The 26,633-nt window shown below is 67.3% G+C and carries 22 protein-coding genes; 3 read left to right on the top strand and 19 right to left on the bottom strand.

What is annotated here, in order from left to right; genetic code table 11:
• Nucleotides 1-12: 12 nt before the first annotated feature.
• The 10 genes from HAV22_RS03160 to HAV22_RS03205 form a co-directional block, all read right to left on the bottom strand.
• Nucleotides 13-906 (bottom strand): ExeA family protein, encoded by an 894-nt coding sequence (locus HAV22_RS03160; protein ID WP_166856469.1) that lies wholly within the window; start codon nt 904-906, stop codon nt 13-15.
• On the bottom strand, nt 907-2,721 hold the full coding sequence (gene mshL / locus HAV22_RS03165) for a pilus (MSHA type) biogenesis protein MshL (RefSeq protein WP_229421047.1): 1,815 nt from the start codon (nt 2,719-2,721) through the stop codon (nt 907-909).
• A gap of 12 nt (nt 2,722-2,733) precedes the next feature.
• The gene (locus HAV22_RS03170) at nt 2,734-3,117 is read right to left on the bottom strand and encodes a hypothetical protein (protein ID WP_166856471.1); all 384 of its coding nucleotides are present in this window, start codon (nt 3,115-3,117) and stop codon (nt 2,734-2,736) included.
• Nucleotides 3,102-3,815 (bottom strand): hypothetical protein, encoded by a 714-nt coding sequence (locus HAV22_RS03175; RefSeq protein WP_166856473.1) that lies wholly within the window; start codon nt 3,813-3,815, stop codon nt 3,102-3,104. Before HAV22_RS03175 ends, HAV22_RS03170 begins: the two co-directional genes overlap by 16 nt.
• On the bottom strand, nt 3,812-4,480 hold the full coding sequence (locus tag HAV22_RS03180) for a PilN family protein (RefSeq protein WP_166856475.1): 669 nt from the start codon (nt 4,478-4,480) through the stop codon (nt 3,812-3,814). Before HAV22_RS03180 ends, HAV22_RS03175 begins: the two co-directional genes overlap by 4 nt.
• Nucleotides 4,477-5,424: a type IV pilus biogenesis protein PilM gene (gene pilM, locus HAV22_RS03185; RefSeq protein ID WP_166856477.1), complete on the bottom strand. Its 948-nt coding sequence runs from the start codon at nt 5,422-5,424 to the stop codon at nt 4,477-4,479. The genes HAV22_RS03180 and pilM overlap by 4 nt, the downstream gene beginning before the upstream one ends.
• Nucleotides 5,425-5,654: 230 nt before the next feature.
• Entirely contained in the window at nt 5,655-6,161 is a 507-nt protein-coding gene (locus HAV22_RS31455) for a prepilin-type N-terminal cleavage/methylation domain-containing protein (protein ID WP_166856478.1), read from the bottom strand.
• A 44-nt stretch (nt 6,162-6,205) separates the two neighbouring features.
• Complete coding sequence (locus tag HAV22_RS03195; RefSeq protein ID WP_166856480.1) at nt 6,206-6,700, bottom strand: type IV pilin protein; 495 nt, start codon at nt 6,698-6,700, stop codon at nt 6,206-6,208.
• An 11-nt stretch (nt 6,701-6,711) separates the two neighbouring features.
• Nucleotides 6,712-7,959 (bottom strand): type II secretion system F family protein, encoded by a 1,248-nt coding sequence (locus tag HAV22_RS03200; RefSeq protein ID WP_166856482.1) that lies wholly within the window; start codon nt 7,957-7,959, stop codon nt 6,712-6,714.
• 9 nt (nt 7,960-7,968) lie between these two features.
• Nucleotides 7,969-9,675, bottom strand: a complete 1,707-nt coding sequence (locus HAV22_RS03205) for a GspE/PulE family protein (protein ID WP_166856484.1) — start codon at nt 9,673-9,675, stop codon at nt 7,969-7,971.
• Nucleotides 9,676-10,012: 337 nt separating this feature from the next.
• Here HAV22_RS03205 and HAV22_RS03210 point away from each other — a divergent pair, with 337 nt between their 5' ends.
• Both HAV22_RS03210 and HAV22_RS03215 read left to right on the top strand, forming a co-directional pair.
• A complete protein-coding gene (locus tag HAV22_RS03210; protein WP_371869518.1) occupies nt 10,013-14,527 on the top strand; it encodes a PAS domain-containing protein in 4,515 nt (1,504 codons plus the stop codon).
• Complete coding sequence (locus tag HAV22_RS03215; RefSeq protein ID WP_166856488.1) at nt 14,524-15,456, top strand: diguanylate cyclase domain-containing protein; 933 nt, start codon at nt 14,524-14,526, stop codon at nt 15,454-15,456. Before HAV22_RS03210 ends, HAV22_RS03215 begins: the two co-directional genes overlap by 4 nt.
• 24 nt (nt 15,457-15,480) lie before the next feature.
• Here HAV22_RS03215 and HAV22_RS03220 read toward each other — a convergent pair whose 3' ends face one another.
• The 4 genes from HAV22_RS03220 to HAV22_RS03235 are packed head-to-tail and all read right to left on the bottom strand — an operon-like array spanning nt 15,481 to nt 18,764.
• On the bottom strand, nt 15,481-15,948 hold the full coding sequence (locus HAV22_RS03220; protein WP_166856490.1) for a MaoC family dehydratase: 468 nt from the start codon (nt 15,946-15,948) through the stop codon (nt 15,481-15,483).
• Nucleotides 15,941-16,411 carry a MaoC family dehydratase gene (locus HAV22_RS03225; RefSeq protein ID WP_166856492.1) on the bottom strand — a complete coding sequence of 157 codons (471 nt, stop codon included), beginning with the start codon at nt 16,409-16,411 and terminating at the stop codon, nt 15,941-15,943. The genes HAV22_RS03220 and HAV22_RS03225 overlap by 8 nt, the downstream gene beginning before the upstream one ends.
• Nucleotides 16,408-17,565: an acyl-CoA dehydrogenase family protein gene (locus tag HAV22_RS03230; RefSeq protein WP_166856494.1), complete on the bottom strand. Its 1,158-nt coding sequence runs from the start codon at nt 17,563-17,565 to the stop codon at nt 16,408-16,410. Before HAV22_RS03230 ends, HAV22_RS03225 begins: the two co-directional genes overlap by 4 nt.
• An 8-nt stretch (nt 17,566-17,573) precedes the next feature.
• Complete coding sequence (locus tag HAV22_RS03235; RefSeq protein WP_166856496.1) at nt 17,574-18,764, bottom strand: acyl-CoA dehydrogenase family protein; 1,191 nt, start codon at nt 18,762-18,764, stop codon at nt 17,574-17,576.
• A gap of 158 nt (nt 18,765-18,922) precedes the next feature.
• On the opposite strand from HAV22_RS03235, the gene HAV22_RS03240 reads away from it, so the two are divergent.
• The gene (locus HAV22_RS03240) at nt 18,923-19,876 is read left to right on the top strand and encodes an IS1595 family transposase (protein ID WP_166856498.1); all 954 of its coding nucleotides are present in this window, start codon (nt 18,923-18,925) and stop codon (nt 19,874-19,876) included.
• A gap of 98 nt (nt 19,877-19,974) precedes the next feature.
• Here HAV22_RS03240 and HAV22_RS03245 read toward each other — a convergent pair whose 3' ends face one another.
• The 5 genes from HAV22_RS03245 to HAV22_RS03265 all read right to left on the bottom strand — a co-directional run bounded on the left by HAV22_RS03245 (nt 19,975) and on the right by HAV22_RS03265 (nt 26,624).
• Nucleotides 19,975-20,562: a PEP-CTERM sorting domain-containing protein gene (locus HAV22_RS03245; protein WP_166856500.1), complete on the bottom strand. Its 588-nt coding sequence runs from the start codon at nt 20,560-20,562 to the stop codon at nt 19,975-19,977.
• 201 nt (nt 20,563-20,763) lie between these two features.
• Complete coding sequence (locus HAV22_RS03250; protein ID WP_166856502.1) at nt 20,764-23,010, bottom strand: carboxy terminal-processing peptidase; 2,247 nt, start codon at nt 23,008-23,010, stop codon at nt 20,764-20,766.
• Between the two features lie 166 nt (nt 23,011-23,176).
• Nucleotides 23,177-23,737 (bottom strand): hypothetical protein, encoded by a 561-nt coding sequence (locus HAV22_RS03255; RefSeq protein ID WP_166856504.1) that lies wholly within the window; start codon nt 23,735-23,737, stop codon nt 23,177-23,179.
• A gap of 12 nt (nt 23,738-23,749) precedes the next feature.
• A complete protein-coding gene (locus HAV22_RS03260) occupies nt 23,750-24,301 on the bottom strand; it encodes a thymidine kinase (RefSeq protein ID WP_166856506.1) in 552 nt (183 codons plus the stop codon).
• Nucleotides 24,302-24,374: 73 nt separating this feature from the next.
• Nucleotides 24,375-26,624 carry a penicillin acylase family protein gene (locus tag HAV22_RS03265; RefSeq protein WP_229421048.1) on the bottom strand — a complete coding sequence of 750 codons (2,250 nt, stop codon included), beginning with the start codon at nt 26,622-26,624 and terminating at the stop codon, nt 24,375-24,377.
• Between the last annotated feature and the right edge of the window lie 9 nt (nt 26,625-26,633).

Raw genomic sequence — 26,633 nt, forward strand, 5'->3', positions numbered from 1 at the left:
TCGCGGTCCCCGTCAATGGCTCAACGTCCACGCCGCACCGGCTGCCGCGGCCACGAGGCCGGCCGACAACGCAGCCCAGGGCCACACGCGGCGCCGGCTCGTCGCGAGCGTGTCGCGCGCGGCCGCGCTCACGTGCGCGCGCGCGACCTGCTGGCGTCCCTGCCCGTAGCTCAGCATCATGCTCTTGTGCGCGAGGATGTTGACCAGGCGGGGCACGCCGCCGCTGGCCGAATACAGCCGCGCCACGGCGCCGTGCGAAAACAGGCGCGCGCCGTCATACCCCGCCACGCGCAAGCGATGCGCAACGTAGTAATCGAGGTCGTCGCGCGACAGGGGTCCCAGGTGGTAGTGGAAGGTGATGCGCTGCGCCAGCTGGCGGATCGATTGCAGTTCCAGCTTGCGGTTCAGTTCCGGCTGGCCGAACAGCACGATCTGCAGGAGCTTGCTCTTTTCCGTCTCCAGGTTCGTCAACAGGCGCAGCGCTTCCAGCGTCTCGACGGGCATCGCCTGCGCCTCGTCGAGGCACAGCAGCACGCGCTTGTCGTCACCCGCCAGTTGCAGCAGCCGGTGCGTGATGGCCTTCAGCACCTGGTGCTGGTCGGCGTCCTTGTCGTACGCGACTTCCAGCTCGTCCGCGAGCGCGAGCATCAGCGTGCGCGGCTCCAGGTACGGGTTCGGGACGTAGGCGGTGACGAATTCCGGGCCCAAGGTCGCCATGAACTTGCGGCACAACAGCGTCTTGCCCGTGCCGACTTCGCCCGTGATCTTGATGAAGCCTTCGCCCGTGCGCGCCGCGACCAGCAGCGTGTTCAAGGCTTCCTGCGAATGCGGGCTGCCGAAGAAGAAGCTGGTGTCGGGCGTGATCCCGAACGGCAGCTCGCGCAGGCCGAAGTGCGCCGTGTACATTTAGCGGTTCCCCCGGGTGCGCGGGTCGAGCTGGTCCATGCGGCGGTTCGTGTCGAGCAGGTCGTCGTTCCAGTTGTTGACGCCTTCCACGATGGTCGGCTTGATCAGCACGACGAGTTCGCGCTTCTGGTTCACGCGCTTCTTCGCGCCGAACAACGTCGACAGCACGGGCACGCTGCCGGTGCCCGGCAGCTGCGAATCGTCGGCCGTCGACGATTGCCGCATCAAGCCGCCGATGGCGACGACCTGGCCATCCTGGCCGCGCACGATGCTGTCCAGTTCCGACGTCGCGGACGCCGCGAGCGGCAGGCTCAGGCTGCCCGCGCTGCCGAGGTTGACGGACTTGTTGATCGTCGAGACCTGGCTCACGGACGGGTGCACGTGCAGCAGGATGTTGCCCTTCTCGTCGATCTGCGGCGTGACGTCGAGGACGACGCCGGAGAAGAACGGCTGCAAGGTCACGCTCGGCGACACGGTATTGCCCGTCGTCGTGGAATTCGTCGTCGTCTGCACACCGGTGACGAAGAATTCGTCCGTGCCGATCTTCAGCACGGCCTTCTGGTTGTTGACGGCGGCCACGCGGGGGCTCGACAGCACGTGCACGGTGCCCTGCGTCTCGAGGAACGAGATCAGCGCGGCGAAGTTCGCCGTCTGCACGGCGAGGCCGAACATCGAGCCGGCCGTCGCCGCCGCGTTCGACAGCGAGAACCCGCTGCTGGCCGAAAGACCCGTGCTCGGGTCCGAGATCGTGCCCGGCTGGCCGCCGCCGAACGGCAGCGGCGTCAGTGTGGCGCCCGGGCTCACGATGCCGGTCGACACGCGGTTGTCATGGCCGCTCCTGATCGATGCGAACGACGCCCAGTTGACGCCACTCTGGTAGCTGTCGTTCAGCTCCACTTCGAGGATCTTCGCCTCCAGGATCACCTGGCGGTCGACGGCGAGCTGCGTGGCCTTCAGGTAGGCGTCCACGTTGCGCAGCTCGTCGGGCATCGCGCGGATCACGAGCACGCCCGACTGCGGGCTGACGACGACGCTGCGGCCGCCCTCCTTCGAGCCCACGATCGCCTCGATTGCGAGTTTCAGGTCGCCCCAGAAATCGTTCGCGGACTGCGTGGACACGTCCGTGCTGTCGCCTTGCCCGCCGCCCTGGCCGTTCGGGTTGTTGCCGTTGTTGTTCTGGTTGTTCTGGTTGTTCTGGTTGCCGAACGGGTTCTGCCCGCCCTGGTTATTGTTGTTCTGGTTGTTGCCGTTGTTGCCCACGGCGTTCGACACGGACGTCGACGTCACGCGCGTCATCGACATGCCTGCGCGCTTGCCGACCAGGTAGTTCACGTGGAACATCTTGGTCTGCATGGTCAGGGGCTTGATGGAGATCCGCTTGCCGTCGATCTTGTAGTCGTAGCCGTACATCTCGCGCACGGCGTCCAGCGTCTCCTGCAAGGTGACGTCCTTCAGGTTCGCCGTGATGGTGCCCGCGACGTCCGGATGCACGAGGATGTTGTAGCGAGTGCCCGCGACGATCGAGCGGAAGAACTGCTGCGCCGGCACGTTGTTGAAGGAGACGTTGAACCGTTCTTCCAGCGCGGGCCGCGCCTTCGGCAGTTGCGTGGCCAGCGCGGCGGCCGGCGGCAGCAGCGCGTCGGCGACGGCCGCGTCGACGGCGGGCGCCGCCGCGGGACGCTTGGCCGCGCCGCTCGCCAGTTCGCCCTTGATCTTGTCGTAGGTCGTCGTGCTCGGCGTCGTCAGGCAGCCGGCCAGCGCCAGCATGGCAGCGATGGTCGCCACCGCCCGCATCGGGATACGCTTGTCGTTCATCCTCATCCTTTGTCAGCGCCGCGCGGTACGGCCGCCAAGGACGCCGTCGGCGTCCGCGTACAGGCGCAGCACCTGGCGCTCGGTGCCGCGCACCAGTTCGACCTCGTTCTCGCCGATGCGCGCGACTTTCGCGCCGTGGAAGCGCTCGCCCAGGCGCACGGTCTCGCCGTCGATGACGGCCACGTGGCGCCCGCCGGCCTCGCGCGCGATCAGGATCGACTGCAGCTGCGGCCCGGCGCTCGCGGCGATGGGGCCTGCCGCCACGGGCGCCGCTGCCGCGGGCGGCTTCGTCGGATCCTGCAGGCCCTGCGCGCCGGCGGCGCCGCACAGCAGGAAGGCAAACAACGCGGCGCCGACGGCGCGGCGGGTGGTCGTCGTGATCACAGCTTCATCCATTTCGGGTCCAGGCTCAGGGTGTACAGGGTCAAGGTGAGGCGCACGTTCGGGTAGTCTTCCGCATCCAGCTGCGCCTTGCCCCAGAACAGCTGGGTAGGCAGCGTTTCCAGCGCATGCATGTAGTCGACCATGTCAAGGTAGCTGCCGCGCAGGGTCAGCTCGACGCCGTGGCGGTACAGCAGATCCGGCGCTTTCACGACGAGCGGCGGCGTCGCGGCCGCCGGTGCGGGCGTCGCCGGTGCGGTCGCGGGTGTCGCCGGTGCGCCGGCATCCGTCAGCGTCGTCGCGGGCAGCGTCTTCAGCGAGACGAGTTTCAAACGGCCGTTCGCGCGCAGGATCGTTTCCAGCAGCGGCGCGATACGGTCGGCCGGCACGAGCCCTTTCTGCATCGTGCGCAATTCCTCGCTCGTGCGCGCGGTCTCGGCGCGCAGCTCACCCAGGCGCTTGCGCAGCGCGTCGTTCGGATCGTTGGCATAGGCGCGGGCCTTGGCCGCGATGTCGGCCTCGATGCCGTCGAGCGTGACCACCTGCTGCTGCAGGGTCGAGCGCAGCGCCGCCTCCTTGCGCGCCAACGGGCCGAACACGACGGCGCCCGCGAGGTACACGAGCACGACGACGACTGCGCCGAAGGCCATGAAGCGTTCGCGCGGCTGCAGCGCTTCCACGCGCGCCACGAACCGGAGCCATTGCCGCTTCATTGCTGGCCTCCCGCGCCCGGCGCGGCCGCCGCCGCGGCGGCCGACTGCAGGCTGAATTCGACGTACGGCGCGGGCGCGTCCGCGTCCTTGCCGTCGGCGCCGCGCACCTTGACGGCGGCGGCCTGGCCGATCTGCATGCTGCCGACGGGCTTGCCCTGCAGGATGCGTTCATTGCGCAGGCGCGCGAGATAGCCCGGCACGAGCGCGGCGTCGAGCGCGCGGCCGCGCACGCCGATGTCCATGCCGGCGCCGGTGATGGAGACGCCCGTCAGCCACAGGCCGTCGACGCCCTGGCGCGCCAGCGCACGGAAGTATTCGGCATAGCCCTGCGTGTTACCGAGGTCACCGCGCTGGATCACGTCGGCCACGCGGCGCAGTGCGTCGCGCTCGCTCTGCGCTTCGGCCAGCTCCGCTTCCAGGCGGGCGTCCTTCGTGCGCGGCGCGAATTCGGCGGTCGCGACTTCCAGCCGTTTTTGTGCCTTCTGCACGCTCGCTTCGCCCTGCGCGACTTCCGTCTCGAGGCGCGCGACGCGCACCTTGGCGAACACGCCGGCCACGGCGATACCCACGACGAGCACGCCGAGCACGCAAGCCATGCCCCTGACCGTGAAGAGCTTCTTCTGCGGCTGGAACTGCGGGTTGAACAGGTTGATCTGCTGGCTCATGCCGCGCCCTCCTCCATGCGCAGCGCCGCGCCGATCGGCACGAAGAAGCGCTGCTGGCGTGCCGGGTCCGCGAGGTCGGGTACGCGTTCGAGGTCGAACAACGCGGCCAGGTCGAGCGTCTCGACGCGCGTGTACAGGTTGCTCGACAAGTATTCTTCCAGGCCCGTCGCGCCGGTCGGCGCCAGCACGAGCTTGGCGACGCTGATGAACGAGAACTGGCGCTCGAAGTTGTCGAGGGAGCGCTGCAGTTCCAGCGTGATCTTGTCGAAGCTCTGGTGCTTGCGGTCGTGGTCCGCGTCGAGGATCTGCGCCAGGGTGACGTCGATGCGGCGCGACAGGTACAGCTCGCCGCGCCACGACACCGTCAACAGGCCGCCGTCCTCGCCGAACGCCAGCACGGCGACGCCGCGGCCATCCTGCTCCAGCAGTGCCGACACGTTACGCTGGGCCATCTCGGGGATGTCGATCACGCGCAGCTTGACCTTCGCGTCGTTGAACAGCTTCTGGCGCGCCGCCACGACGGCGTTGCGCGCGGCGATCGCGAACACGCTCTGCTGCGGACGCGCGACGGCGTTCGGGTCGAGGGGGATGTCGAGGACGTCGAAGGTGGCCTCGTCGATCGGGAAGTCGAGGACGTCCTTCAGGCGCCAGCGCATGGCGGCCTTGAGCTCGTCGCGCGGCACGTTCGGCGCTTCGACGGACATGAATTGGTAGTCGCCGCCAGCCAGCACCGTCGTGCAGCGGTAGTTCGCGCTGTGCAGTTCCTTGCCGGCCTTCTCGACAACGTCGGCGGACGCGGTGCCGGGAAAGAAGACGGCGTGCGTCACGGCCGGCTTGGCGCCCGCGTCGGCGCCACGGCGCACGCTGGCCGCAGCGATCCCGTCGCGCTGCGGCACCAGGGCCAGCCAGGCTGCGTTGTTCTGTGCTTTACTGAAAAAACCCATGCGTGGCGGTGGCGATCCGTGACGGTGTCGAGATAAGTGAGCTAGAGGCTTGATTATATTCAAGTGCTCGGAAAATCCGATACCAAAATTTTACTTGGAGAGAATATTTCCGGTTTTCCGTGCGGCACTACTAAGGGGGTGTGGTCAATACGCCGCATTTACCAAATCTTGCGGCGTAAACGACAATCGGGACCGCTCGCGGTCCCGATCGAACAACGTCTACGACGAAATCAGTTGCACTTGGTCGCGTTGCCGTTTGCCGTCACCGTCGGCGGCGACGTGGACGCGTCGTAGCTCACATAGCAGGTCGTTGCGGTGGCCGTACCGTCGATGCTGATCGGGACCAGCGAGATCGCGTTCGTGCCGACCGGCGGATCGTTGGGATTAACGTGCTTCGTGTAGACCTTGTAGTCGACCCCATCCGTCAGACCGGCAGCGGCCGCGACGTAGCCATCGGCAGCCGGATAGCCGTTCGTCAAGGTCATCGTGACGTTCTCGACGGTGAGCTTGCCGGCGCTGGCGACGGCCGGGTCCACTAAGAACTTCGCGTGGGCCATCGCGGCCGTCGAGCTCAACGCGCCGCGGGCCGCATTCACGCTGGCCCAGCGGGCGTCACCGGCCATGCTGGCAAACTTCGGCAATGCCGTCGCCGCCAGGATGCCCAGGATCACGATCACGACGATCAATTCGATCAAGGTGAAGCCGCCTTGCGCATTGTTCTTGATGCTCACTTTCATGCTCTCTCCGAGTAAGGTGCGGCGTCCCTGCCGCGTGGGTTATGTTATTTACGACCGCCTTGTGCACCGACTTCGTTCAAGGCAAGGCTCATCAGGTGTTTCCCTGCGTCAGCAGGATTTCGAGTCAATTCTACCTTGAACCTGGGCAATTCCGATTTACCTGAAGCAAATCTTTCTCGTTCTGAGGTGAGATAGACAAGGGTTTTGTCGCGTGGGTCAAACACCCAGCCGTTTTGTGCCACGCGCCGCGCCTCGGACAGTGCGAATTCGCCAAGATAATCGGCCGGCGGCCGGGCCAGCAGGTGCATCGGATTCTGCTGCGCGAGCGTGGCCAGCGTGTCGGGATGGCGCTGCGCCTCGACCTGCAACGCCACGCGCAGCGCGGCCACGGTCTGCCGCGCCGCCACCTCTTCGGCCGCGCGGCGGTAGCCGTCCAGGCGGTGCAGCAGTACGGTGGACAGGACCGCCGTGATGATGACGACGATCGCGAACTCGTACAGCGTGAAGCCGCGCGCGCGACCGGTTCCGAAGCGTGCCATGGTCGTCTCCATCAGTGGTGCAGGGCCGCCTTGCCCAGGTCCCAGATCGGCAGGAAGATGCCCAGCGCCAGCACGAGCACCATCGCACCCAGGAAGGTGATGAGGATCGGTTCGATCTGGCTGGAGAGCGTCTTGAGTTCGTAGTCGACTTCGCGCTCGTACATCTGCGCGATCTCGTCCATCAGGTCGTCGAGCGAGCCCGATTCCTCGCCCACCGCGATCATCTGCAGCACGATGGGCGTGAACACGTCGGCGTTCGTCGCCGTGCGCAGGATGCTTTCGCCGCGCTCGACACCGTCGCGCATCTGCTCGAGGCGCGTGGTCAGGTAGGCATTGTCCGCCGTCTGCGCGACGACCGTCAGCGCTTGCACGATCGGCACGCCGCTGCGGATCGACAGCGCAAAGCTGCGCGCGAAGCGGGCCATCGTGGCCTTGTGGATGATCTTGCCGGCGATGGGAAAGCGCAGCTTCCAGCGGTCCCACGTCAGGCGCCCCGCGTCCGTGCGCGCCCACGCGCGCACGCCGAAGAACGCGGCCCCGGCGACGCCGGCCATCAGCGGCCAGTAGTCGACCGTGAAGCGCGACGTCGCGATCAGGATGCGCGTCATCAGCGGCAGCTCGGCGTGGAAGCTCTTGAAAACCTTCTCGAACTGCGGGATCACGAACATGTTCACGACGACCATCGCCGCCACCATCGCGATGATCACGAACGTCGGGTAGCGCATCGCGGTCTTCACGCGCTCGCGCATGTCGCGGTCGAATTCGAGGTGGTCGAACAGGCGCAGGAACACGTCTTCCAGGCGGCCCGTCATTTCGCCCACGCGCACCATCGACAGGTAGAACGGCGTGAAGCATTCCGTGTGGCGGCGCATCGCCGTGGACAGTTCGCGGCCCGAGTCCAGCGATTCGCGCAAGTCCTGGATCACGAGCGCGAAGCTCTTGTTCGTCGCGGACTCCTGCAGCCCGGCCAGGCCGCGCATGATGGGCACGCCGGATTTCAGCAAGGTGTGGATCTGGCGGCTGAACAGTTGCACGTCGATCGACGTGACCTTCTTGCGCGTGATGCGCTCCCACAGGCTGTCGCCGGCGCCCGCGGCGCTGCCGCCCGTCGTCGCCTTGCGCGTCGTCGGCGTGATGTCGAGCGGCGTGACGCCCGTGCCGAACAACTGGTCGGCGCACGCGCCGCTGTCGGCGGCTTCGAGCACGCCTTGCATCAATTCGCCGCGCGCGTTGCGGCCTTTGTAAGCAAAGAACGGCATGGCGGCTTATCAGTCTTCCATCTGGTTACTGATGCGCATGGCTTCCGACACCGTCGTGCGGCCCTGGATCGCGAGGCGCACGCCGCCGCGGCGCAGCGTCTCGCCGCGCATCTCGGCATGCGCCACTTTCAGGAAGTGCGAAGGGTCCGGGTGGTTCACCGCCTCGTGGACGGCACGCGTCATCTCCAGCAGTTCGTACACGCCGGTACGGCCGCGATAGCCGGTGCCGTTGCAGTGCGAGCAGCCGCGCCCGTGGAAGAACGGCACCGTCTCGGCGCGGTCGCCCAGTTCCGCGCGCAGCCAGGCACGTTCCGGCGCCGGGAGCGGGTACGGTTCCGAGCAGCTTTCGCAGATCATGCGCACGAGACGCTGCGCCAGCACGGCCTGCAGCGAACCGCTCACCATGTAGCGCGGCACGCCCATGTCCATCAGGCGCAGCGGGGTCGATGCCGCGTCGTTCGTGTGCAAGGTCGACAACACCAAGTGACCCGTCATGGCGGCGCGCAGGCCGATCTGCGCCGTCTCCTGGTCGCGCATCTCGCCGACGAGCACGATGTCCGGGTCCTGGCGCAGCGCCGAGCGCAGCACGCGCGCGAAATTCAGCTCGATCTTGTCGTTGACCTGCACCTGGTTGATGCCGGGAAGGCGGTATTCGATCGGGTCCTCGACCGTGATGAGCTTCTTCTCGACGGAGTTCAGCTCCGCGAGCGCGCTGTACAACGTCGTCGTCTTGCCGGAACCCGTGGGGCCCGTCACGAGCACCAGGCCGTTCGGGCGCTGGACGATCGCGCGGAAGCGTTCCACCAGCGCGGCCGGCATGCCGATCGCGTCGAGCCGCAGCGTCGTGCCGACCTGGCTCAGCAGACGCATGACGACTGACTCGCCATACTGCGTGGGCATCGTCGAGATACGGACGTCGATGCGCTGGTTGCGCACCTTGACGGCGAAGCGGCCGTCCTGCGGCAGGCGCTTTTCCGAGATGTCGAGGTCCGCCATCAGCTTCAGGCGCAGCGCCAGCGGCGTGGCGATCTTGATGTCGGCTTCCGTCTGCAGGTGCAGCACGCCGTCGATGCGGAAGCGGATCTGCAGGCGGCCGTCCTGCGGTTCGATGTGGATGTCGGACGCGCGCACTTGCGCCGCGTCGTCGAACACCGATTGCAAGAGCTTCACGACCGGCGCTTCTTCGAGGCCGGAATTCGCGGACAGCGCGTTGAAGTCGACCGACGTCGTGTCGCCCAGGTCCTGTTCGAGCTCGCGCGCGAGGCCCGTGATCTCGCCCGTGCGGCGGTAGATGCGGTCGATGGCCTGCAGCACTTCCGTCTCGTTGACGACCGCGAGTTCGATGCTCTTCTTCAGCAGGCGCGCGATCTCGTCGTAGGCAAACAGGTCGGTCGGGTCGGACACGCCGACGAGCACCGTCTCGCCGCGGTCTTCCAGCACGAGCGCGCGGAAACGGCGGGCCTGCGTTTCCGGCAGCAGGCGCACGACGTCCTGGTTGATGTTGTAGAACTTGAGGTTGAGGTACGGGATGCCGAGCTGGCGCGCGAGCGCGCCGGAGATCTGCTCCTCGGTGACGAAACCGCTTTCGACGAACACGCGGCCCAGCTTGCGGCCGGTGCGTTTCTGGTCGGCCAGTGCCTGGTTCAGCTGGTCCTCGGACAGCAGCTTCTGTTGCACCAGGATTTCGCCAAGTCGGACTTTTTCGGGCCGCGCCATACCACCTCTTCGATCAACGTAGGACTAGTCCTGCATTGTATGCCAGTGGAACGAAAAATTAACCTAGAGAATGACTTTACGTATGGAAAAACGTGTCCGCGGCGCGACTGCACGACGATTCGGCATGGCTAAACCATAAGCAATGTTGCCAATTCGGGGTCAGAGCACGCGTTTTGGTCGACGGCCGCGTTAAATCTTCAATAAAACAGAGACTTATGAATGTCGAAGCAGCAATACTGTGCTCTGACCCCGAATGGTGGTGCTTTGCCGTGCGCGGTTGCTGGGCTACCATGTTTCCTGGCGCCGCTTGGGCTGCGCACCGATCGCGGAGCTTGCAGTGCAGTTGTTACAACGTCGTTCGCTACCTTCCATACGGGCCAAGCTCGTGACGCTCGTGCTGGCGTGCGCGCTGCCGATCCTCATCGGCTACCTCGTCTTCGCGACCGACGCTGACAAGCGCGAGCGCGCCCACATCGCCGAGGATGCCGAGATGATCGCGCGCGCGCTCGCCGCCGCCGTCGACCGCGACCTCGCGAATGGCGAAACGGCCGCGCGCACGATGGCGAACCAGGCGAATCTCGTGCACGGCGACCTGGCATCGTTCCACGCGGCCGCGCGCAGGCTGCTGCGCCCGGAGTTCCCCGCCTACGCCGTCGCCGTCAGCGGGGCCGACGGCGCCACGCTGCTCGATACGCGCCACGCGTTCGGCAGCGAACTCCCCGCGCACGGCAACGAGGCCGACGTGCGCACCGTGTTCGCGACGGGCGACGCCGTCACGTCGGGCCTGCACCGCGGCGATGGCACGCAACCGTGGGTGATCTCGATCTCCGTCCCGGTCTGGCGGGAGGGGAAGGTGGCGTATGCGCTGACCGTCGAATTGCGGCCGCGCCGCCTGACGGACCTCCTGGCCGACCAGAACCTGCCGCCGCACTGGAACGCCCTCGTCTACGACAACCACCGGCGCCTGGTCGCCTACCGCGGCCGCACGCACCACGGCATCGGCGACCCGATGCGACCGGAACTGGCGCAGGCGCTGGCCCGTACACCCGTCGGCATCGTCGAACTGGCTGCGCACGGCCCCGAGGCGATGTACGCCGCCTACGCGCGCATGCAAGGGCACGACTGGGCCGTCACGATCGGCTTCCCGCGCCACGCGGCGCGCGAGATCCTCGGCCCCGATCCCGCCACGACACTCGCATGGATCGCCCTCATGCTGGCCATCAGCCTGGGCCTCGCGTGGCGTATCGGCGACGCGATCGCGCGTTCGGTCCGCGCGCTGACCGAGCCTGCGGCCGCCCTCGGACGCGGCGAGGCGCTCGTCATCCCGCCGCTGGAAATCCGCGAGGCGGCGACCGTCGCGCGCGCGCTCGGCAAGGTCGAGGGCGAGCTGCAGCAGTATCGCGCCGGCCTCGAGTCGCTCGTTGCGGAACGCACCAACGAGCTGCAGCGCTCCTCCGCGATGCTGGCCACCGTGTACGCGACGGCCCCCGTCGGCCTCGCGTTCCTCGACCGCAGCCTCAGGATCGTGATGATCAACGACTACCTCGCGGCCGTGAATGCCCTGCCGGCCAGCGCGCACATCGGCCACACGTTGCCCGAACTGCTGGGCGACCTGGGCACCCGCATCGAGAGGCCGTACCGCCAGGTGCTGGTGACGGGGCGGCCGCTGATCGACGTGGAGGACAGCGGCGACATCCCGGCCGCGCCGGGCGTGATGCGCCACTGGATATGCAGCTACTACCCCGTGTACGGGCCGGACCGGGAACTCGTCGGCATCAACGCCGTCATCCTCGACATCACGGAGCGCAAGCGCCAGGAACAGCGCAACCGCGACAACGAGGAGCTGTTCCGCACCTTGTTCGAAGGATCGGGCGACGCCCACGTGCTGATCGCTTATGGCGCGGGCTTCCTCAGCGCCAACCAGGCCGCCGTCGACCTGTTCGGCTGCGCCAGCGTCGAGGACTTTCTCACGATGGCGCCCGCAAGCAGCTCGCCCGAATTCCAGCCGAACGGACGCCGTTCCGACGAACTGTGGATTGAAGCGATGCGGCGGGCGCTGGACACGGGCGGTTGCCGCTTCGAGTGGATCTACCGCCGCCGCGACGGCAGCGAGTTTCACGCCGACGTGCTGCTCAACAGCGTCGACATCGGCGGACGCGGTATCGTGCAGGGCACCATCCGCGACATCACGGCGCGCGAGGAAACGGCCGCCGCCCTGCGCGCCGCCAGCCGCCGGCTGGAAGAAAGCGAACGCATGATCCGCACGGTGACCGACCACCTGCCCGCGCTCGTCGGCTACTGGGACGCAGACCTGCACTGCCGCTTCGCCAACAAGCCCTATCTCGACTGGCTCGGACGCGATGCCGCCGACGTGATCGGCCACCCGATGGAGGAAATCGTGGACGAGGAGCAGATCGACGAGGTCCGTCCGCACCTCGACGCCGTGCTGCGCGGCGAGCGCCAGTTCTTCGAGCGGCGCCTGTACCGCAAGCGGTCCGGCAAGCTGATCCAGGCGTGGGGCAGCTACATCCCCGACGTCGATGCCGAAGGCCGCGTGCAGGGCTTCTACATGCTGCACGCCGACATCACGGAACTCAAGCGCACGCAGTCGCGCCTGGAGGATGCGCTGCGCGCGGCGGAAGCGGCCAGCAGCGCGAAGGGCGAATTCCTCGCCAATATGAGCCACGAAATCCGCACGCCGATGAACGCGATCATCGGCCTTGCCCGCCTGCTCGAGGAGGCCGACCTGGGGCGGCGCGAGCGGGGCTACGTGTCGCGCATGCAGATGGCCGCGCGCTCGCTGCTGTCGATGCTGAACGACCTGCTCGATTATTCGAAGGTCGAGGCCGGGCAGCTCGTGCTCGAGCAGACGCCGTTCGCGCTGGACGACGTCCTGGCCAGCATCGCCGCGATGTCGGCCACGAGCGCCTGGAACAAGGGCATCGAGCCCGTGTTCGCCGTGCACCCGGACGTGCCGGCGCGCCTCGTCGGCGATCCGATGCGCCTCGGCCAGGTGCTGCTGAACCTCGTCAGCAATGCGATCAAGTTCACGGAGCGGGGCGAGGTCGTGCTGGCGATCGACGTGGCGGAGCGCGGCGGCGACAGCGTCTCGCTTGCCTTCACCGTGCGCGATACCGGCATCGGCATCCCGCCGGAACAGCAACAGCGCATGTTCGAGGCGTTCTCGCAGGCCGACAGTTCGACGAGCCGCAAGTACGGCGGCACGGGGCTGGGTCTCGCGATCAGCCGGCGCCTCGCCCGGCTGATGGGCGGCGACCTGTGCGTCGACAGCGTGCCGGACCGCGGCGCCACGTTCCGCTTCGCTGCGCCGTTCGGCATCGCGCCGGGTGCCGCGCCCGCGCCGGCCGCGGAGTCGCTGCCGCAGCACGTCCCGCTGCGCATCCTCGTTGCCGACGACAACGCGAGCAGCCGCGCAGCCCTCGCGCAGGCGCTGCGCGGGCGCGGCTGGCACGTCGAGACTGCCGCAAGCGGGGCCGACACGCTCGCGCTGCTGCGCGACGCCGGGCCGTTCGACCTCGCCTTCATCGACAGCGTCCTCGGGGATCTCGACGGCGCGTCCGTGATCGCGCTGGCCGGGGCCGACCACGCGATCGCCCTGCCCCGCTTGGCCTTGCTCGCGGCCGACCCGGAACGCGAACGCCTCGACGCCCTCGCGACGGACCTGCGCATCGACGCCGTCCTCGCGAAGCCGTTCACACCGGGCGCACTGGCCGACGCACTGGCCGAATTGCAGAGCGGCGCGCCGGCCCCGGCGCCGGCGCGGCCGGCCCCGCTGAGCGGGCGCCTCGCGGGCATGCGCGTGCTCGTCGTCGAGGACAATCTTCTCAACCAGGAAGTGGCGAACTACGTGCTCGTGCACGCGGGCGCCAGCGTGGACTTCGCCGCGAACGGCCGTATCGCCGTCAGCATGCTGGCCGAAGGCGCCGCCCAGTACGACGCCGTGCTGATGGACTTGCAGATGCCCGTGATGGACGGCTTCGAGGCGACGCGCGCCATCCGCGCGCTGGGCCAGGACCGGCTGCCCGTCATCGCGATGACGGCCAACGCACTCGACGAGGACCGCCGCCGCGCGCTGGCCGCCGGCATGAACGACTACCTGGCGAAACCGATCGACGTGGACGAACTGGTGGACATGCTGCGCCGCGTGACGGGCCGCGCGGCCTCGACGCCGGGCGAAGCGGAGCACCCTCGACCCACCGCAGCCGTCGCCATCCCCGCGCGCATCCCGGGGATCGACCTGAAGACGACGCTGCCCCGCTTCGGCGGCAATTTCGCCAGCTTTGCCGCCCTGTTCAAACGGTTCGAACAGTCGCAGGGCGGCGCCGTGGCCGAGATCCGGGGCCTGCTCGACGCGGGCGACCGCACCGGCGCCGGCCAGGCCGTGCACCGCCTGCGCGGCGTCGCGGCCAACCTGGGGGCGACGGACGTTGCCGGCCAGGCGCTGGAACTGGAACAGGCGCTGCGCAGCGAGGACGCGGCCGCGCTCGCGCTGCGCCTCGCGCGCCTGGAGGCCGCGCTGGCCGTCGTGCTGGACGCCGCGCGCGACCTCCCCGCCCCGGACGCCGCGGCGGCAACGCCGGGCCCGGACACGGCCCCGCCCGCCGTCCCGGCGGAAGATAGCGCAACCTTCCGGCGCGAGTTGGCACAGCTGCTCGATTTGCTCCACAATAACAACATGAAAGCCATGGCCCAGTTCGAGACGCTGCGCGCCGCCCTCGGCAACCGCGCACCCGCCCAGGCGGCGGCGCTCGCCGAGGCGGTGGCGACCCTGCGCTTCGAGCAGGCGGCGCACCTCGTGCGCGCGCTGCTGGGCACGAAGGAGGATGCATGAGCTTGACCGACATGGCCGTGAACGGCCGCATCCTGGTGGTCGACGATGCGATGGAAAACATCCAGATCCTGCACGGCGCCCTGCAGGACGAGCACGAGGTGCTGTTCGCGATGGACGGCCCGCGCGCGCTCGAGATCGCCCGCACGCAGCGGCCCGACCTGATCCTGCTGGATGCCGTCATGCCTGGCATGGACGGTTACGCCGTCTGCAAGGAATTGCTCGCCGCGCCGGAAACGAGCGACATCCCGGTGATCTTCGTGACGGCGCTGAAATCGCCCGAGGACGAGACGCGCGCGCTGGGCGCGGGTGCCGCCGACTTCATCAGCAAGCCCGTGAACGCGGCCGTCGTGCGTGCGCGCGTGCGTACCCAGCTCACCGTCAAGCGCCAGCGCGACGCGCTGCGCGCCCTGATCCTGACGGACGCGCTGACGGGCGTCGCGAACCGCCGCGCGTTCGACGAACGCGTCGACGCGGAATGGCGCCGCTGCGGCCGCGCCGGCCTGCCCGTGGCACTGATCCTCGTCGACATCGACCATTTCAAGCTGTACAACGACCACTACGGCCACCAGGCCGGCGACGCGACGCTCGTTCAATTCGCGGCGGCGATGCGCCGGGCCGCCGCGCGCACGCAAGACCTCGTGGCCCGCTACGGCGGCGAGGAGTTCGCGATCCTGCTGCCGCAGCTGGACGGCCGCGGGGCGACCGGTGTGGCGAACCGCCTCATGGCCGAGCTCGAACACATGGCCATTCCGCACGCCGCGTCGCCGACGTCGCCGCGCCTGACGGCCAGCATGGGCATCGCCTGCATGGTGCCGGGCGAGCACAGCATGCCGGCCGACCTGATCCAGGTGGCCGACGCCCTGCTGTACCAGGCCAAGGCCGGGGGCCGCGATCGCTTCCGCTTGGGCGGCATGGACTGCGTCGCCTGACGGCACACCCGTCAGTTACGCCATTCACGCATAGCGGCGCACGAGGAATTCGGCCACGCACACAGGTTTCGAGCCGCCTTCCCGTTCCACCGTCACTTCGAGCGTGAGCTGGCTCGCATCGCCTTCCTGTTCCAGCGCCACCAGCACGATGCCCGCGCGCACGCGGCTGCCCGCCGGCACCGGCGCGGGAAAGCGCACCTTGTTCAAGCCATAGTTCACGACGAGCTTCGCGTCGACCATGACGAGCACGTCGGCCAGCATCGACGGCAGCAGCGACAGCGTGAGGAAGCCGTGCGCCACCGTTGTGCCGAACGGCGATTCGCGCGCAGCACGTTCGGGGTCGACGTGGATCCACTGGTGGTCGTCGGTGGCGTCGGCAAACGTGGCGATACGGTCCTGGCCGACCTCGAACCAGCGCGAGTGACCGAGCTGCGTGCCGACGAGGGCTTGCAGCGCCGCCACCCCGCACACTTCGTGCAATGCGTCAGACATCGCGTCCCTCCGGACCGGGCCGGCGCCCGAACATGCCCATGCCGTCGACCGTGCACACCGTCGCGCCATGCTGGTTGATGGCGACCCACTGCGACCATACGACGCCTCGGTCCGGCTTCGACGCGGACGCCTTCACCTGCACCGTCCGGTAGTGCACGTTCAACGTGTCGCCCGCGCGCACGGGCGCGAGCCAGCGGACGCCGTCCAGGCCGGGCGAACCCATGCTCGACGACTTGCCCAGCAGCCCGTCGACGACGAGGCGCATCATCATGGCGCACGTATGCCAGCCGCTGGCGATGACGGTGCCGAAGATCGAGTCGGCGGCCGCGTCCGGGTCGACGTGGAACGGCTGGGGGTCGTACCGGCGCGCGAACGCGAGGATCTCGTCTTCCGTGACGGTGCACGTGCCCAGGTCGATGTCCTGGCCGGGCTCGAAGTCCTCGAAATACCAGTATTCCTTCATGCCGCCTCCTCGGTCGCGAAGCCCGGCTGCGCGATGAAGCGGGCCAGGTGGTGGTCGCAATCGCCCAGCGTGAGCTCGATCGTCGACAGCCGCTTGAAGTAATGCGATGCCGGCAACTCGTCCGTCACGCCCATGCCGCCGTGCAGCTGGATCGCCTGCTGCCCGACGAAGCGCGCGGCCTGCCCCACGCGGTACTTCGCCGCCGCGACGGCGCGGCGCCGCTCGGCCGCGCTGCCGCCGCGCGCATCGTCCGCGAGGCGCACGGCGGCCAGCAGCGCCATCGAACGCGCCTGCTCCAGGTGCACATACATGTCGGCCATGCGGTGCTGCAGCGCCTGGAATTTGCCGATCGGGACACCGAACTGCTGGCGCGTCTTCAAATACTCGAGCGTGGCGCCGAACAGCGCATCCATCGCGCCCACCGCCTCCGCGCACAGCAGCCCGGCGCCGTAGTCGGCCGCCGCCTCCAGGATGGTCCAGCCCTGCCCCTCCGTACCGATCACGTCGTCCGCACGTACTCGCACGTCGCGCAGCAGCACGTCGGCGGCGCGTTGGCCGTCGAGCATGCGCACGTCGCGCATCGTGACACCCGGCGCATCGGCCGGGACGGCGAACAGCGAGATACCGTCGTCGTCGCGCTGGGCGCCGGCCGTCCTGGCCGAAACGATCAGCACGCCTGCCTGCGCGCCGTGCAGCACGACCTTCTTTTCGCCCTCCAGGCGCCACCCGTCGCCGTCGCGCACGGCACGCGTGGCGACGTCGCGCAAGTCGTAGCGGGACTGGCGTTCGCCCAGCGCGCACGCGAGTCTCAGCTCGCCCGCCGCCACACGTTCGAGCAGCGCGTCGTGCGCTTGCCCGCGACGCAGGAACTCGGCGCCGAACATGGTCGCGAAATACGGTTCGACCACGAGGCCGCGGCCGAGTTCCTGCATCACGACGAACATGTCGACGGCGTCGCCATCGAAGCCGCCCTGTGCTTCCGGCAGCGGCAGCGCCGTCAGGCCGAGCTCGGCGAGCGTGGCCCAGGCGGCATCCGACACGCCGGGCGGCGAACCCACGATGGCCCGCCGCGCCTCGAACGTGTAGTCGCGCGCGATCCAGCGCTTGAGCGCGTCCGCCAGTTGCAGCTGCTCTTCCTTGAAGTTGAAGTCCATGTCTTTCCTCACAGGCCCAGGATCATCTGGGAGATGATGTTGCGTTGGATCTCGTTCGACCCGCCGTAGATCGACGTCTTGCGGAAATTGAAGTAGTGCGGCAACAGCGGCGCGGCGAAGTCGTCGTCGATGATGCTGTGTTCGCGCTCGCCATCCAGATAGGCCGGGTCGAACGGCAGCGCCAGCGGGCCCGCCGCTTCGACCATCAGCTCCGACAGGCGTTGCTGAATCTCCGTACCGCGCACCTTCAGCACCGACGCTTCCGGCCCGGGCGCCTTGTCCGTTTGCGCCAGCACCCGCAGCACCGTCATCTCCAGCGCCATCAGCTCGATCTCCAGGTCCGCGACCTTCGCCGCGAACAGCGGGTCGTCCAGCAGCGGCGCGCCATTCTTTTGCTCGCGCAGCGCGAGCGCCTTCAATCGTGCCAGTTCGCGTTTCGAGCGCCCGACGGCGGCGATCCCCGTGCGTTCGTGGCCCAGCAGATATTTGGCGTAGGTCCAGCCGCGGTTTTCCTGGCCGACGAGGTTCGCCACGGGCACGCGCACGTTGTCGAAGAAGACCTCGTTCACCTCGTGGTCCTCGTCCAGCATGATGATCGGGCGCACGGTGACGCCGGGCGCGTGCATGTCGATCAGCAGGAACGAGATGCCCTCCTGCTTGCGCACGCCGGGATCCGTGCGGACGAGGCAGAAGATCATGTCGGCGTGCTGGGCGAGCGTCGTCCACGTCTTCTGGCCGTTGACGATGTAGTGATCGCCGTCGCGCACGGCGGTCGTCTTCAGCGACGCGAGGTCGGACCCGGCACCGGGCTCCGAATAGCCCTGGCACCACCAGTCCTCGCACGACAGGATGCGCGGCAAATAGTAATCTTTCTGGGCCTGGCTGCCGAACGCCATGATGACGGGCGCGACCATGTTCACGCCGAATGGCAGCACGGGCGGCGTGCCGGCGCGGGCGCATTCTTCCTCGAAGATGTGGCGCTGCACGGGTGTCCAGCCGGGGCCGCCGTATTCGCGCGGCCAGCCGGGTGCCGCCCAGCCCTCGCGCGCGAGGATCCGGTGCCAGCGCACATAGTCGTCCTTGTGCAGGCGCAGGTGGTTGCGCACCTTGTGGCGCAGGTCGGCCGGCAGCTCGGCCTCGAGGAAGGCACGTACCTGGTTGCGGAAAGCGAGGTCGTCGCCGGTATAGGTCAGGTCCATCTTGTCTCCTTTTATTATGCCGGCCAGAAAAGCACGACCGTTCAAAAGATTGTACCGGAAATCACCGGTGCAAAAGGCTGTGTTCGCGTTAGTTATGTGAACTGAAACCGGGTCGCAGCAGTCATACGCATCGTCGAGTTAACTCATGAGGAGTGACGATGCGTGCCGTGCCGTTCGACGAGCTCTTTGCCCTGTTGTCGGCGGCCCATCTGTCCGCCCCCGACCTGGCTCGGCTGCGGGAATGGATTGCGGGAATCGCCCATCCGGACGAGTGCGTCGCGCTGATCGAGCACGCTGCTCGGGGTCGCCCGTGTCCGCGCTGCGCTTGTCCTCGCGTCCACCGGTGCGGCCAAGCGAGCGGCCTGCAACGTTTTCGTTGCCTCGGCTGCGGGCGCAGCTACAACGCGCTGACGGGGACACCTCTCGCAAGGTTAAGGAAGAAAGAACGTTGGCTGGCGTATCTGCAGTGCGTGCTCGAGTCGCGTACGGTACGCGACGCGGCGCGCATTGTCGGCGTCCATCGCACGACCAGTTTTCGCTGGCGTCATCGCTTCGTTCCAGGCGCGATGCGCGATCGGCCGGCGACCTTGACTGTCATTGTCGAAGCGGACGAAACATATCGGTTGGAATCACAGAAGGGTTCGCGCAACATGACACGTAAGCCGCGGAAGCGCGGCGGCGTGGCGGGAAAGCGCGGCATCATCGGTGAATTCGACTGCCTCCTCGTGGCACGCGACCGCACCGGGCAGACGCTCGATTTCCACACTGGCCGCGGCCAGGTGACGGTGGTGCAATTGAATGTTTGCCTCAAGCCCGTGCTGCCGGCGGACGTCCTTCTGATCAGCGATTCGGCGCTTTCATACCATCACTTTGCGGAGCAAGCCGGCATCATGCACGAGGCAGTGAACACGAAGCCAGGCGGCCGGTCACGCGGCGCAATCCATCTACAAAACGTCGATGCCTGGCACAGCCGCTTCAAGAGCTGGCTGGTGCGGTTCCGCGGTGTCGCGAGCCGCTACTTGATCAATTACTCGGGCTGGCAACGGGTGCTCGATGCGCGACGGCTGGCGACGCCAGCACATCTGCTGCGCGTCGCTGTTCAGCTCGCCTAAATTGCCGCGTCACCGAATTAGCGCGAACACAGCCGCGCAAAAAGCGGACGAAAAAAAGCCGCCCCGATACAAGGCGGCCCAGGCATGATCTCGACGAATCAGCGCTTGCGACGGCGGGCGACGCCCAGCCCACCCAGCATACCGGCCATCATCAGCGCGATGGACGACGGCTCCGGCACGGCGGCAGCCGGCGTGGCGGCGGTCGGGGTCGGAGTCGAGGTCGGCGGCAACGGCAGCGTCACCGGCGGCGGGGCCTGGCCCACGTCGCCGCCGTGTGCGGCTTGCGCCGGGGCCGGCAGCTGCACGACGGCCGGGCCCTGGTTGCCGGCCCCGGTCGGCAGCGTCACGATGGCGCCGTTGCCCTGGCTGCCGCCCGACGTCTGCTGCGGAGGTGCCGTCACTGCCGGTGCGGGTGCCGCGGCCGCAGGCGCCGGTGCGTAGACCACTGGCGCGGGCGGCAAGACCGCGGGCGCAGGCGCACTGGCCGCAGGCGCGGGTGCGCTGGCCACTTGCGACGGCGTACCGCCAGCCACTGCCACGCGCCGACCGTTGTACACGCCCACCAGGGCGTTGCCGCCGGCAGTGGTCGCATACGACGGATTGCCCACGGCCACAGGCAGGACACCAGCGTTTGCACTGAAGGCGCCCCCGACGAGGAACGCCGCGACGAGATAACGAATTGCCATAATGAACTCCTTGCTCAGTCTAAAAAGTTATTCTTAATTTAACTGCTGAGCCAATGTATCACAGCTGTAAAAATCACAATTTTCAATTGAACGGCATAAAAAAAAGACGAGGCCCCTGGGGGAGCCTCGTCTTCAGCCATCCTTTTCGGATGAAATGCCGGAAATTCCTATTGCATATTTAACAATCAGTATGCGACAAAATCATTTCAAACTTGACAAATACGGCATCGCGCGCGACGCCAGCCGGGTATCAGCTTTCAACATACCCGACTCGTCGGCCAGGATGTGGGCCGCTTCCTGCAGGTAGACGTCCTTCGCGTTTTTCGCGGCCTTCTCGGCTGCGAGCTCCGCCGTCAGGCTGCGCTCGTCGCCCTGCAGGCCGTCGTCGGCGGCGCCCTTCAGCGCCACATTGGTCTTGCGCGGCGTGGTCGGCATCGGCACCTTGCCGCGCTGTTCCTTGCTGCCCGGGCCGGCGACCGGCTCGTCCGGATTGTCCTTGCCGGTCAGGCGCGCTTCGCGCAGGCGGGCCTTCGCTTCCTGGTTCTCGCGCTCCTTGCGGCGCACGGCCTCGTTCAGCGAAATGACGTTGTCCTTGCGCAGCTTCATTCCCTCGGCGATGTCCTGCTCGATGTCGAGGAAGTCACGGTCCTTGGCGACGCGGGCGTCATGCTTCTTCTGCAGCGGGTTGACCAGTTCCTTCAGGTCGCCCGCCTGCATGTACATGGCCGGCTTGATCTGCGTCCACGGCAGCGCGTTCTCGTACGACGATTCGCCGAAGTTGTCGTCGTCCGACGTCACGGGGAACTTGATGTCGGGCGTGACGCCGCGCAGCTGCGTGGTGCCGCCGTTGATGCGGAAGAACTGGGCGATCGTCATCTTCAGTTCGCCGTACTTCACCTTGTCGTTCTGCGAGAAGCGGTCGAGGTTGATCAGCGTCTGCACGGTGCCCTTGCCGAAGCTGGGCTCGCCGATGATCAGGCCGCGGCCATAATCCTGGATGGCGGCAGCGAAGATCTCCGACGCCGATGCGGAACCGCGGTTGATCAGCACACCCATCGGGCCGTCCCACGCGAGGCCGGCATCCGAATCGCTTTCGACTTCGACGCGGCCTTCGGCGCTGCGCTGCTGCACGACAGGGCCCTTGTCGATGAACAGGCCCGTCAGTTCGACGGCCTCGATCAGGGAGCCGCCACCGTTGTTGCGCAAGTCGATCAGGACGTTGTCGACCTTCTCCTTCTTGAGCTCGCCCAGGATGCGCTTGACGTCGCGCGTGGCGCTCTTGAAGTCCTTGTCGCCCTTGCGGCGCGCTTCGAAGTCCTGGTAGAACGTCGGCAGCTGGATCACGCCGATGCGGCGCTTGACGCCGTTGTCGGTGACTTCGATGATCTTCTTCTTGGCCGACTGCTCTTCCATGCTGATCTTCTGGCGCACGATGGAAACGGTCGTGTGCTTGCCGTCCTGGCCGGCGTCGGCCGGGAGCACGTCGAGGCGCACGGTCGAATTGCGCTCACCGCGCACGAGCTGCACGACGTCGTCGATGCGCCAGCCCATCACGTCCGTGAACGGACCGTTGCCCTGCGCGACGCCGACGATGCGGTCGCCGACCTTCAGCTTGCCGGATTTGTCGGCCGGGCCGCCGGGGACGACCTCGCGGATCACGGTATAGTCGTCGCGCGACTGCAGCACGGCGCCGATGCCGTCCAGCGACAGGCGCATGGCGATGTCGAAGTTCTCGGCCGAACGGGGGCCCAGGTAGTTCGTGTGCGGCTCGATGGCCATCGCGTACGCGTTCATGAACATCTGGAACACGTCTTCGTTGTTCAGCTTCTTGAGGCGGTTCTGGTAGCCCTCGTAGCGCTTGTCGAGCGTCTCACGGATCGATTTCTCGTCCTTGCCGGCCAGCTTCAGGCGCAGCCAGTCGTTCTTCACGCGGCGGCGCCACAGGTCTTTCGCTTCGTCGTCGTTCCTGGCCCATGCGGCCTTCTCGCGGTCGATCTGGAGGGTTTCGTCCGTCGTGAAGTCGAACTTGCCCTTCAACAGCTCGCGGGCATAGGCCATGCGGTCGAAGAAGCGCTGCTGGTACAGGTTGTAGATCTGGAACGGGACCGTCAGGTCTTCGTTGTTGATCGCATCGTCCAGCTTGGTCCGGACAGGCGCGAAGCTGTCGACGTCGGCCTGCGTGAAGTACAGCTTCTCGCTGTCGAGCGCCTTGAAATAGGCATCGAAGATCTTCGCGGACAACGCGTCGTCGAGCGGCAGGGCCTTGTAGTGGTAGCGCGACAGCACGCGCGAAGCCCACAGGGCGGCCTGGGTCTGGGCGGCGGATGGCTTGAGCTGGACGATGGCGGCCTTGTCGGTCTGGACAGCAGCAACCTTTTCGGGCTGCGCCGTGACCACGTGGGCCGACATGGCAAACGCCAGCGCGACCATCAACATCTGCTTCTTCATACTTCGGTTCTCCGGACGGGGAAATGATTGGCGATCGCCAGGCGGGGGGCCGGCAATCGCGCCGACGCAACGGCGGATGCGACCCATTCTACAGGATAGCGCAGCGGCGCAGAGCCGGCTTGTACGCCATTTCAGCCGAGCTTAAGTCTGGTCGGGGCCGCCGCGCCTACGCTTTTACAAATCGAAACAAACTGGTGTGAAACCAACAGTACGCCAGCCCCGCCGCCGCGATGATCAACAGATAAGGCCAGCTGCGCACGGCGAGCCTCCAGTCCACGGGCGATGGCCAGAACGACAGGAATTGCGGCGCCAGCAGCAACGTCAGCGCCAGGTCGACGGGACCGAAATGCCATGCCGTGCGCGTGCGCCACCACGCCACTGCCAGCGGCAGCAACAGGATGAGAAACGGAGCCAGCGCCGCCGGCGCCGCGTTATACCAGCGCAGGTTGGCGAACGTCACGGACCCGAGCTCCCACGTGCGGCCCTTGCCGCGCGGGATGATCGTGAAGCCGACGGGCTCCGCATGGAGCAGCAGCCCGACGCCGAAATGCGCGAGTTCGTGGCAGAACGTGCCGACGGCACTGAGCAGGAAGAACGCGGGATGCAGCCGCGTCACGAGCCAGATGAGGAACGCGAGCGCCATCGACGGCACGAGGTACAGCGCGATCTCGCCCAGGCCGCAGGCCCAGCTGGGCAGATGGGCGGCGCACATTGCCGGCCAGGACATGGTCGCGCCGCGTCAGCCCAGGTAGAAGCAGCGCCCGCAGGCCTGGCGATAACTCTCGTTGCCGCCGATGCTGACTTGCTCCCCTTCGCGGAGGCGGCGTCCTTCGGCGTCGACGCGGATGTTCATCGTCGCCTTCTTGCCGCACGTGCAAATGTTCTTGATTTCCTCGATGTCGTCGGCCAGCGCCAGCAGGTACGCGGAGCCGGGGAACGGCTCGCCGCGGAAATCGCTGCGCAAGCCGTAGCAGATCACCGGGACGCCCCGTACCTGGGCCACCTGGTGCAGCTGCACGACCTGCTCCTTCGTCAGGAACTGGGCTTCGTCGACGAGCACGCAGGCCACGGCGGGCGCCTGTTCCAGGAAGTTCGTGGTCTTGTCGAACACGTCGGTCTGGCGGTGCGGTCCGAGGCGCGACGTGATCTGGCCGACGCCGTAGCGGTCGTCGATGGCGGCCGTGTACAACTGGACCTTCTGGCCCTGCTCCTCGTAGTTGTGTGCCACCTGCAGCAGCGACGTCGATTTGCCGGCGTTCATCGCCGAATACCTAAAATAGAGTTTTGCCACTGCTTGCCTGACCGGATGACCGTTGTACGATCCGTCGATTATAGCAATCGGTCCCGGCGCCGCGCCAGCCGGCTCAGTCGCCCGGGTGGTATTTGCGCTCGAGGTGTTTGTCGATGTCCGCGCGGTAGTACAGCACGTCCTTGAACTCCCCGCGGCTGTACATCGCCGCCTGGTCTGTGAAGTGCGGCGACGCCGGATCGCCGCTCTCGCCGCCCGCGAGAATGCTCTTCGCGCGCACGCGCGGCCCGAATTCGACCGCGGCCACGAAGCTGTTGCCGCGGTCGCCGTAGATGCGCTTCGTCGTCTGCGGCGCCGTCATGCCGAACGACGCCAATGATCCCCAGTTCGCCGACGTGAAGCCGACGGGCAGGCTCGGCTTGCCGTCGTCGTAGCGCTGGTCGACGGCGCCGGACAGGCGCTGGAAGCGGTTGATCTCGCCCCACGGCGTCTTCCAGTCGCCGAAGTCCGCCTGCAGCTTGTCGCTCGCGCGCGCCAGCGCATCCAGGCGCTCGCGCGGCGTCAGGCGCGTCTGCACGAAGTCGATCACGGGAATGTGGTCCGCTTTCGCGCGGGCCGACGACTGCTTGACCATGTCCTGCGCCCAGTACACGGCGAGCGACGTCGGCACGGAGGTCGTCGAGAAGCGCAAGTCCCAGCCGCGCAGCAATGCCACCTGGGCGGCCAGGCGGGCCTTCAGCGGATCGGCGTCCGGCAGCGCGTCCCAATCGTTTGCGACGGCCGGCATGAGGGGCTCGAACGCCGTCAAATAGCTGTCGTAGGCTTTTGCGATGAGGCCATCGAGCGTGAGATCGTGCGCGTCGTGCAGGACGCGCTCCGCGTGGATGCCGCGCGGGTTCTGCGGCAGCGACCACATGTACGCGGGATACTTGACGCAATCCGGACTGCTTGCGCCGAATCCGGTGCACGGCCAGTTGTTCGTGTTCGAGATATAGCCGCTCTTCGGATTGAACACCGTGATCGTCTCGGCGACGTCATGCAAGCCCTGCCACTCCGTCGCGGGGTCGCTGCCGTCGACGGGCTTCGTCCAGTCGAAGCGCGGGTCGCGGCGCGGGATGAAATTCCCGTGGAAGTAGGCGATATTCCCGTCCGCATCCGCGTACACCGTGTTGTTCGACGAATTCGTCCGCAACTGCATGACCTTGTAGAACGCCGCGTAGTCGCGCGCCTTCGTGCGGCCGTACGACTGCATCAGCGCGTGCATCGGGTCGTCCATCATCCGGACGGCCACCCACTTGCCGTCCTGCGCGCGGATCACGGGGCCGTGGTGCGTGAAGTACGCGGTGACGGTCCGGCTGGCCATGCCTTGATCCGTGCGGTACGGCAGCGTGATGGTCTTTGCGCGCACGGCGCGCTCGCCGTCGCCGTAGCGGTAGACCCAGCGGCCGTCGAGCGAGCTCACCGTCTCGAGGTATTCGTCGATGACGTCGCCGCCGCCCGACGTGTGCATCCAGCCGATGCGGTCGTTGAAACCCTGGTAGACGAAGAACTGGCCCCACGTGACGGCGCCGTACGCGTTCAAACCTTCGTCGCTCACCATATGGATCTCGGGGCGGAAGTAGAACGACGTGTGCGGATTGATCATCAACAGCGCGTGCCCGTCCGCCGTGCGGCGCGGCGCGATGGCGAAACCGTTGGAGCCGCGCGGTTCCGGGTCGAAGCCCTGCCCGGACTCATTCGCATCGGCCAGCGCGACGGACGGCGCCGCCGGCTTGCCGTAGAAGTCTTCGAGGCCGTTCAGGTTGATCGTCTCGATGTCGCCGCCGATGCTGCCCTCGCTGAACGCGAGCGCCATCCATGGCTCGAACCGCGTGATCAGCTTCGGCTTGACCCGCGGATGCGTGACGAGATACCAGTTCAAGCCGTCGGCGTATGCATCCATCAGCGCCTTCAGCCACGCAGGACTCGTAGCATATTTTGCCTTCAGCTCGACCGGGTCGATGTACAGCTTCATGCGCAGGTCGCGCCAGATTGCCGTCTCGCCCTCTACTTCCGCCAGGCGCCCGAGCGCGTTGATGTAATTGAGTTCGACGCGGTTGAAATCGTCCTCCGCCTGCGCGAACAGCATGCCGAACACGGCGTCCGCATCCGTCTTGCCGAACACGTGCGGGATGCCCCAGGTGTCGCGCAGGATCGTGACGCGCCGCGCCGTCGCCCGCATGCGCGCGAGGTCCGCCGACGCGAAGGCGGCTCGGGCCGTCGCCGCCACGGCGGGTTGCGCCGCCGCCTGTGCGTGGACGGGCTGGGCCAGCACGCACAACGCCGCGCAGGCGGCAACGAACGGCGTCAAGCGGGGCATCGTCATGGGGTCTCC

This window comes from Telluria antibiotica (assembly GCF_011682055.1).
GTDB lineage: Bacteria > Pseudomonadota > Gammaproteobacteria > Burkholderiales > Burkholderiaceae_D > Telluria > Telluria antibiotica.